Below are 7,271 nucleotides of genomic sequence, written 5' to 3'. Positions count from 1 at the left end.
CGATCTCGGGGATAAATAGTTATGGCCTCGTGCGCCGGTGCAGATGTTTTTAAGAAATCGGGCTGGGGGCTCATCCTGAGCAGCGGGTACAGGGCGGGGAAGATCGCGAACCCGGGGTTCGGCGTGTTCTACGAGTTCTATCACTGCCTCCGGGTCGGAGTGGAGCGGCGCGCGGGGCAGTTCTGGCTCTATACCTCGATCACCGCCTTCCCCGAGGCGGTCCTCCGCTACGCCCCGGCCGGAGCGGAGGTGAAGCTGGGAGAATGAAGCCAGCCGCCAAGATAACGGAGATCGCGGCCAGACTGCGCGACCGCTACGGGTCGATCGAGGTCACACGGCGCGACCCGGTGGAGGAGCTCGTGCTAACGATCCTGTCCCAGAACACGAACGACCGCAACCGCGACCGGGCGTACGCCGCGCTGATGGAGCGCTTTGGATCGCTCGCGGCGGTGAAGGACGCCTCCCCGGAGGAGATCGCCGCGGCGATCAGGGTCGGCGGGCTGCATCACCGAAAGGGGGAGCGGATCAAGCAGGTCCTCGCGCGGATCGCTGCCGAGCGGGGAAAACTCGATCTTTCCTTCCTCGGAGAGCTTCCGCTCGATGCGGCGCTGAGCTGGCTCCTGTCGTTCCCCGGGGTCGGGCGCAAGACCGCCGGGATCGTCCTTCTGTTCTCGTTCGGGAAGCCGTACTTCCCGGTCGACACCCACATCGCCCGCGTCACCCGCCGCCTCGGGCTGGTCGGTCCGAGGGAGGATCCGCACGCGAAGATGAACGCGCTCCTCCCTCCGGATCCTGCCCTGATGGCCCAGCTCCACCTCGGTCTGATCCGCCTCGGGCGCGAACTCTGTTCCCCGCGGCGGCCAAAGTGCAGCTCCTGCCCGCTGTGCGATCTGTGCCCGACGGCCGCCTCCCCTTGCCGTGAGGAAGGGGAGGTTGGACAATAGAGATATGAAGCCGGAAGAAAAATTGGGAGAGATTCTGCGAACGCGAGGACTGACGATCGCGGTCGCTGAGTCGTGCACCGGCGGGCTGCTCGGAAGCAGGATCACCGATGTCCCCGGGTCATCGGACTACTTCCGCGGCGGGGTGATCGCCTACCAGAACGACGTGAAGGAGGCCCTCCTCGGGGTCCCGGGGACGGTTCTCGCGACGGTTGGGGCAGTGAGCGAGGAGACAGCGCGGGCGATGGCCCACGGCGCCCGTGTCTTGCTCAAGAGCGACATCGGGGTCGGAATCACCGGGATCGCCGGGCCGGGCGGGGGAACGCCGGACAAGCCGGTCGGGCTCGTGTACATCGGGGTCGAGGGGCCGCGCGGTGCGCAGTGCCGCCGCTTCCGTTGGAGCGGGACCCGCGTCGAGAACAAGGCGAGTTCCGCCGCGGCCGCGCTCGAACTCGTGCTTGAGCTCATCCGGGCGGAGTCGATCTAGAAAGGAACGAACATCAAAGTATGCGTCTACCTTGAGATCCACGGCCTCGTCGACCGCTCCGGGATCGGGGCGGCGACCAACAATCAGATCCAGGGGCTGAAGCACCGTGGGATCGAGGTGACGACCGACCCGCGCGCAGAATACGACCTCCTCCACCTGCAGTGGATCGGCCCCCGCTCCCTCCACTACGCGGACGCGGCTCGGCGGAAGGGGAGGCGGGTGGTGGTGAGCATTCATTCCCTCCCCAGCCTGCTGCGCGGCGCGTTCTCATTCCCCGGGATCATCGGCCCGGCCTACCGCACCCACCTGCGCCGTCTGGTCCGTCATGTCGACGCGGTGATCGTCCCGTCCGCGCCGGCACAGGAGGAGTTGATCCCGCTCGTCGGTTCGACCCCGATCCACGTCGTGTCGAGCGGGGTCGATCTGGCCCGGTTCGTCCGCGATCCGAATCGACGGCGGGAGTTCCGGGCTCGATACGGCCTCGACTGCCCGACCGTCCTGTCGGTGGGGCAGGTGATCCCGCTCAAGGGGGTGGAGGACTTCTTCCGCGTCGCGCAGGCACTCCCGGAGTATCAATTCCTGTGGGCTGGTCCGCGACCGAGCCGGTTTTTCTACTTCAGCCCGCGGTTTGATGCCGCGCTCCGGCGGAGGCCGAGGAACGTCCGGTTCCTCGGCTACATCCCGGAACCCGAGGCAGCGTACAACGGGAGCGACGTCTATTTCCACCCCTCGCATGGGGAATCCCTTGGCCTCGCCGTCCTCGAGGCGGCCGCGGTGGGGATGCCGCTCGTCGTGCGTGACCTTCCCGTGTACCGCGGTTGGGAAGGGATCCAGCGCGGTCGGGACGTGCCCGAGTTCACGGCCGCAATCAGGGCCGCGCTCGAAGAGGGAACGGTTGCGGATTACCCGTTCGTGGCGGAACATTCCCTGGCGGCGGTGGGGAAGCGACTGGTCGAGGTGTACGAAGAGGTGCTGGGATGAACAAGGTGTTCGTGGTCGGACTGGACGGGGTCGGATTCCCGGTGATCGACCCGTGGATCGCCGCAGGGGAGCTCCCCCACCTGCGGGAGTACGTGCAGGCTGGGACGATCGGGGAGCTGCGCAGCGTCATTCCGCCCCTGACCGGGCCGGCGTGGTCGAGCTTCCAGACCGGGGTCAATCCGGGGAAGCACGGGATATTCGGATGGACGAAGCAAAAGCCCGGTGGGTACGGATTTCGGGTGGTCGACTCCCGTGACATCGCTGTCCCCACGGTGTGGGAGCTCGCGAGCGCCCAGGGGCGCAAGGTGATCAGCATCGGGATTCCGGTCACCTATCCGCCCCGCGTCGTGAACGGGGTGATCGTGCCGGGGATGCTCACCCCGCGGTCCGACCCGGCCCCCACTTACCCCAAGGCCGCGTACGCCGAGCTGCGCCGTGCCGCGCCCGGGTACCGGTTCTTCCCGGAGTGCGCCCATCGGTTCACCGTCCGCGCCAAGGTGGAGGAGCTGCTCACGAGCGCGCGCGGCAGGGCCGCCGCCGCCCGCTATTTCATGACCAATCACGATTGGGACCTGTTCGTGCTCCACCTCCAGACAACGGACAAGGCGCAGCACGACCTGTGGGGCATGGTGCGGAACGGGGTCGACCCGGTTCTCACCGTATTCCGCGAGGTCGACCGGCTGGTGGGGGAGCTGGTGGAGACGGCGCGTGGGATGGGGGCGACGGTCGTGTTCATCTCTGACCATGGGATGGGGCCGGAAGAGTACACGTTCTCGGTCAACACCTGGCTGTGGCAGGAGGGCTACCTCCAGCTGCGGGGCGGGCTCGGAGGGAGGCTTAAGCGCGCGATGTTCCGCGCCGGGTTCACCCAGCGGCGACTGATGTCGCTTGGACTGGCGCTTTATCCGTTCGCCTACCGGCTTGGGCTGGCGAACTCGTTCGTCGATGCCGTCGGGGACAGCGTGATCGCCCGCGCGATCGGGGCGCTGTTCCTCTCGTTTTCCGACATCGACTGGGGCAGGACGCGCGCCTACTCCCGCGCCGATATCGGACACGTGATCGTCAACCTGCGCGGGCGTGAACCGCACGGGATCGTCCCCGAGGCGGAGCGGGACTCCCTCGTGGATGAGCTGATCGAACGGTTGAACTCCGTAGTAAACCCGGATACCGGCGAGCCGCTCCTCGGGGAGGCGTACCGTCGGGAGGAGGTCTACTCCGGTCCCCATTTGGAGGAGGCGCCGGACATCATGTTCATCCCCAAGGACCTGCGCACGATCGCCACCGGGGCGTCCGGGTTCTACTCGAACCGCCTGTTCGACCGCCCCCTCCTCCGCGCCAACCACCGCATGGACGGGATCATGATCGGGATAGGGAAGCCGTTCCAAGCGGGGACGAGAATCGAGGGAGCCCAGTTGATCGACCTCGCTCCCAACCTCCTCTACCTCCTCGGCTGCGAGATCCCGCGCTACATGGACGGACGCCTCTGGGACGACGCCTACTTGCAGGGATACGTGACTGCCCATCCTCCCCGGTTCTCTGATCTCGACCTCCCCGGCGGCGCGGCGACTGTGGAGGCATCAGCCGCCGACGAAGAGGAGCTGAAGCGGCGGCTGCGGGGGCTCGGCTATCTGAGCTAGCGGTGGAGGTTCCCCGCCGCGATGAACGAAAGCCCCTTCTCGGTGAGGGCGGCCGCGGTCCGGTTCACCGCTGCGTGCTTGTCGAGGTAGTTCTGCTCAAGGTAGGGCATCAGCCCCTTCTCCTCGATCTCCTCCTTGGTGAGGAAGTACTCGAGGATATCGGATGGATGCTCCCGCTGCGCGTCGACCTCCGGCCCGGCCCCCTCGTGCTTGGCCGAGATGTTCTTCACGTGGTCGGCGAGGGCCACGAGCTCCTCGGTCCGATCGTACGGCTGGATCACGATCGACTTGTAGGTCTCGGTGATGTGATGCTCGAACCGGACGACGTCCTCGAACCCGAGCGCGCGGCGGATCGGGGCGGTCTTCTCGATCGTCTCGTTGTTCACCGAGTTCGACCAGTTGAACCCGACGAGCGATGTCGTCCCGTCGGCCCGGGCGAAGAGCTTCGCCCCGATCAGGGTCCACAGAGCGGCGTAGGGATTGTCGTTCCCCATGTAGACCGAGATCTTGAACTCGACGTCGATCCCGAGCTTGTGGAGGAAGTAGCCGAGGAGGACGGTCCCGGGGTTGATGTTCAATACCTGCCTTATCCCGTAGGTCGTGTAGTAGTGGAGGAACTCGTCGACCCACTGCAGGGCGTGCTCGTTCGGCTGCCCGACCCCGCCGAAGTAGCCGGTGATCGTCTCCGGCCCGCCGAGGTGGATGTTCGAGCCGTCCGTCCCCTTGGTGTCGAGGGTCTCGACGTAGCTCGCCCCGACGATCTGCATCGCAGCAGCAACGGCGAGGGTGTCACCGTTGTCCTCCACCTGCTCGCGCATGCTGCGAACGCGGATGTAGCGGCCGGGCATCACCTCGCGGTGCTCGATCGCGTGTTTCGCCTCGGAGATCAGCCAGGGGAAGAACTGAAGCGCGCTTATCTCCAGGGTGACGGCGTAGTCGTCCTTGAAGCTCATCGAATCGGCCCGATTTCCGAGGACCTTGCGCCGGAACTCGGAGATCGAGACGAACGCCCCCTCGTCGCGGGCCTTGGTCAGCCACTCGAGATCCTTCAGATAGGGGGAGCCGATCTCCTCCAGGCGGCGAAGGAGGTTCGGTAGCGCGCGCGCCTCGGCCGCCTTCGCGTTTATCTCCTCCGGGGTCCCGTAACGGGAGACGATCGCGAGGAATTCGTTTACGATCTCATTTTTCGGATCGAGGATCGCCCGGTTTATCTCTTCCAGATTCTCGGGCGGGATCGTGAGGCGATCTTTCAGGTCACTCATAGTCCTTGATCAACTCCTCGAACTTCTCCTTCTCTCCCTTGAGCATGTGGTAGCAGTGCTCGTCCGCCGGGAACCTCCCCGCCTTGACGTCGTCGATGTACGCGGAGAGGGCATCGGTCACCACCTGCGCGACGTTGGCGTACTTCTTCACGAACTTCGGGGTGAACGCCTGGAACTGGCCGATCAGATCGGAGACGATGAGGAGCTGCCCGTCGCAGTACGGGCCGGCGCCGATGCTTAAGACCGGGATGGAGAGCTTCTTCGCGATGAACCCGGCGACCTCGGGCGGGACAGCCTCGAGGAGGAGCATCTGCGCTCCGGCCTCCTCGATCGCCAGGGCGTCCTCGATCAAAAGCTTGGCCGAGGCGACCGTGCGCCCCTGCGCCTTGTGCCCGCCGAGCTGCCCCGAGCTCTGCGGAGTGAGCCCGATGTGGCCGCAGACGACGATCCCGGCGTCGAGGATCGCTTTGATCCGGCTGATGACGCGCTTCCCGCCCTCGAGCTTGATCCCGTCGACCCCGGCCTCCTTGATGAACCGCCCCGCGTTCTTTACCGCCTCGGCGTCGCTTCCCTGATAGCTCATGAACGGCATGTCTCCGAGGACGAACGTGTTCGGCGCTCCGCGCCGGACCGCCTGGCAGTGGACGATGCATTGATCCATCGTCACCGGCACGGTGCTCTCGTACCCGTAGACGCACATCCCGAGGGAGTCCCCGACGAGGAGCATGTCCATCCCCGCCGCCGCGGCGAACTGGGCGGTCGGGTAATCGTACGCGGTGATCCACGCGATCTTCTCCCCCTCCTGTTTCATCCTCTGCAGATCGATGATCGATAGCTTCTTTCCCTGCGCCATTTGACCTCCTTTTCGCAGATTCTATCCGTCGGCCGGGCCGCGGGGCAATCGGTAGCCGAGGGAGCGCAGCATCAGGTAGAGGCGACAGAGGGGGAGGCCCATCACGTTGAAGTAGTCCCCGCGGATCTTCTCCACGAAGATCGCCCCCTTCCCCTGAATCCCGTACCCTCCGGCCTTGTCCGTGTACTCGCCCGTGTCCAGGTACCACTCGATCTCTTCGTCGGCCAGCTCCCGGAAGACGACCTCGGTCTCCTCGCACGATTCCTGCCACTGGCCGGTGAACGTGGAGACGACGTGGAGACCGGTGAGGACACGGTGCGACCTCCCGCTCAATCTCGCGAGCATCTCCCGCGCTGCGGCCCGGGACGCGGGCTTTCCCAGAGGTTCGTCGTCGAGGACGACGATCGTGTCCGCCCCGATCACCAGGCCGTGATGCCGCCTCGCCACCCACTCCGCCTTCGCCCGCGCGAGGGCGAGGACCCGGGCCTCCGGCGGGCCGGACGTGGACTCGTCGACGTCGCTCGGGATGGCGATGAAATTCGAGGTAATCCGGGATAATAGCTCGATCCGCCGCGGCGAGGACGAGGCGAGGATCAGTTTCACGGCAGCGGTGCGAAATCGACCTTGGAAGTTCCGTAGTAGACCGAGAAAACGGCGTCGCGCTTGACTCCCTTGGGAAGCTTGATCACCCCGGCGGCGATCGTCCCGGGCTCGACCCGTTTTGTGTCGAGGAATCCGGGGGTGAGGGCGGCAAACGAGGAGGGACTGAAGAAGACATAGTTCGTCCCGCCCTGTTGGATGTAGAATCGCCACGGGGAGAACTGTGCCCCGGTCGGGGAGAGGGCCCACACCATCACCGCCCCTGTTCCGATGAGCGGATCGATGCTGGCTAGCAGATCCTCCCCGAACAGGCCGTTCCGCACTCCGGCCTCAAGACGGATGAGGAGGAGCCGCAGCTCCTCACCCCGCGATCTGATCACGAGTGTTCCGACGAGGTTCTGGTCGATCCCGAGGAGTGCGGCAACCGCCTGCGGGGAGAAATCCCCCCCGGTCAGGACGGATGTGAGGTCGGTCACCTGAGGCGGTGGGGTGATCTCGGGCGCCGGGGAG

9 protein-coding genes are annotated in these 7,271 nt (G+C 65.9%); 5 read left to right on the top strand and 4 right to left on the bottom strand.

What is annotated here, in order from left to right; all coding sequences use genetic code 11:
* Positions 1-21: 21 nt before the first annotated feature.
* The 5 genes from J7J55_02555 to J7J55_02535 all read left to right on the top strand — a co-directional run bounded on the left by J7J55_02555 (position 22) and on the right by J7J55_02535 (position 4,046).
* Complete coding sequence (locus J7J55_02555; protein MCD6141588.1) at positions 22-267, top strand: hypothetical protein; 246 nt, start codon at positions 22-24, stop codon at positions 265-267.
* Positions 264-944 (top strand): endonuclease III, encoded by a 681-nt coding sequence (locus tag J7J55_02550; GenBank protein ID MCD6141587.1) that lies wholly within the window; start codon positions 264-266, stop codon positions 942-944. Before J7J55_02555 ends, J7J55_02550 begins: the two co-directional genes overlap by 4 nt.
* Positions 945-948: 4 nt before the next feature.
* A complete protein-coding gene (locus J7J55_02545) occupies positions 949-1,428 on the top strand; it encodes a CinA family protein (protein MCD6141586.1) in 480 nt (159 codons plus the stop codon).
* A 117-nt stretch (positions 1,429-1,545) separates the two neighbouring features.
* Positions 1,546-2,409 carry a glycosyltransferase gene (locus J7J55_02540; protein ID MCD6141585.1) on the top strand — a complete coding sequence of 288 codons (864 nt, stop codon included), beginning with the start codon at positions 1,546-1,548 and terminating at the stop codon, positions 2,407-2,409.
* On the top strand, positions 2,406-4,046 hold the full coding sequence (locus J7J55_02535; GenBank protein MCD6141584.1) for an alkaline phosphatase family protein: 1,641 nt from the start codon (positions 2,406-2,408) through the stop codon (positions 4,044-4,046). Before J7J55_02540 ends, J7J55_02535 begins: the two co-directional genes overlap by 4 nt.
* Here J7J55_02535 and J7J55_02530 read toward each other — a convergent pair.
* From J7J55_02530 to J7J55_02515, 4 genes are all read right to left on the bottom strand, one after another.
* Entirely contained in the window at positions 4,043-5,308 is a 1,266-nt protein-coding gene (locus J7J55_02530; protein MCD6141583.1) for a hypothetical protein, read from the bottom strand. The genes J7J55_02535 and J7J55_02530 overlap by 4 nt on opposite strands.
* Entirely contained in the window at positions 5,301-6,161 is an 861-nt protein-coding gene (gene panB / locus J7J55_02525) for a 3-methyl-2-oxobutanoate hydroxymethyltransferase (GenBank protein MCD6141582.1), read from the bottom strand. The genes J7J55_02530 and panB overlap by 8 nt, the downstream gene beginning before the upstream one ends.
* A gap of 21 nt (positions 6,162-6,182) precedes the next feature.
* On the bottom strand, positions 6,183-6,764 hold the full coding sequence (gene maf / locus J7J55_02520) for a septum formation protein Maf (GenBank protein MCD6141581.1): 582 nt from the start codon (positions 6,762-6,764) through the stop codon (positions 6,183-6,185).
* Positions 6,761-7,271: hypothetical protein (locus J7J55_02515; GenBank protein MCD6141580.1), on the bottom strand; the 511-nt coding region annotated here is incomplete at its 5' end. The genes J7J55_02515 and maf, both read right to left, overlap by 4 nt.

The sequence above is a fragment of the Candidatus Bipolaricaulota bacterium genome (genome assembly GCA_021159055.1).
Lineage (GTDB): Bacteria > Bipolaricaulota > Bipolaricaulia > UBA7950 > UBA9294 > S016-54.
This window is presented reverse-complemented; position numbering and strand designations above follow the sequence as displayed.